Here is a 1,273-nt window from a genome sequence, read left to right as displayed (position 1 = left end):
CCGGGGGCACGAGGGCCACGCGGCCGGCTGTGACGTGCTGGATCTCGGCGGGGTCGAGGTCACGGGCGCCGACCAGGATGGCCTGCTGCTCGGGGCGGCCGCCGCCGAGACCGGAGTCCTACCAGCCCAGCGGGCCGGCGAGGGCCAGCCCGCCGAGGTAGCCGGTGGTGGTGTCGGCGGGGACGTTGATGTCCCCGTGGGCGTCGAATTCTCTGTCAAGTTCTTGTGTTCAGATTCTTCGATTCCCGTACGACGGCGTTCCTGCCGACCAGTTGCACGTCGTGGTGACCCTTCTGGAGGACGGGTCGATGGCGAGGGCCTCTGGGTTCACCAGTGCCGCCGTAGCAGCTTCGCAGGCCTGCGGGGTGCCCTGCAGGACGCGATTCTGCGGCACCAGGTCGAGAAGGCCCGGTACGCCCGGCTTCTGGGCCGGTAGGGACTCGGGCGGCACATCTATGCGCCGCCCGTCGCTGGCTCACGCCGGATCTGTTGGCGGCCCCGGCGGGTTGGGCAGGCCAGCCAGTTCTGCCGCCTCGTCGCCGCTCAGGCGCATCCGGTCGGCCAGGGCCGTTCCGAGGCTGACCACCCTGTCCCAGTTCTCTTGCAGCAGGGCGTCAGCGAGCGGCCTGAACTGCCAGAAGTGCAGGACGGAAGCGATGGAGGAGGGTGTCTGCTGCCCGACCGCCTCGACGGCCCTGCGCTGGTCGTCACGCGCTCCGCGTTCGACGGCCACGCTCGTTCCGGCGTCCACGGCCCCTGGTGGAGAAGCCATCGCTGGTGGGCCCGCTCTCCCGCGGCCAGCATCGTCAGGAAGATCTCCTTGGGCACCTCGTAGGTGACCGAGGTGCAGCCGTTCACCGCTACGGTCGGGCCGCAGGCCAGTGCCACCGGGTCGGCGGTGAGCTCGACATTAACAATGTGGATGCCGAGTAGGAGGGCGGCGACGGCGTGCCCGGCCTCATGGACCGCAGTACCGGCGCGGTCGACTTCCGGTTCAAGGTCGAGTACGTGCCTCTCACAGCACCAGGGCTCTGGGCCCTGAAGGTGCGTCATGAATGGGTGTCCGTCGGGCGTGGTGCCTATGTAGTAGCCGGGATGCGTCACCCGATCAGTCTGGCAGTCGCTTGTCTGAGCGCTGCCCTACGCTACGGGGAGCGGCAGCCAGGTCAGCGGTCGGTCTAGATGATTGATGCCAAGGGCTCGCTGGCGCGCATGACATGAAGCGAGGGAGTCCAAAGATCGGTTGTGACGCCTGATCTGGACTCCCTCGCGA

General features: G+C 68.3%; 2 protein-coding genes. One reads left to right on the top strand and one right to left on the bottom strand.

Going from position 1 to position 1,273, the window contains the following annotated elements; all coding sequences use genetic code 11:
* On the top strand, nucleotides 1–436 hold a 436-nt coding region (locus ACFXHB_RS44855; RefSeq protein WP_380583012.1), incomplete at its 5' end, for a hypothetical protein.
* Nucleotides 437–475: 39 nt separating this feature from the next.
* Here ACFXHB_RS44855 and ACFXHB_RS44850 read toward each other — a convergent pair.
* On the bottom strand, nucleotides 476–733 hold the full coding sequence (locus ACFXHB_RS44850; protein WP_380583010.1) for a hypothetical protein: 258 nt from the start codon (nucleotides 731–733) through the stop codon (nucleotides 476–478).
* Between the last annotated feature and the right edge of the window lie 540 nt (nucleotides 734–1,273).

It is taken from the genome of Kitasatospora sp. NPDC059327 (genome assembly GCF_042752535.1).
Taxonomy (GTDB): Bacteria; Actinomycetota; Actinomycetes; order Streptomycetales; family Streptomycetaceae; genus Kitasatospora.
This window is presented reverse-complemented; position numbering and strand designations above follow the sequence as displayed.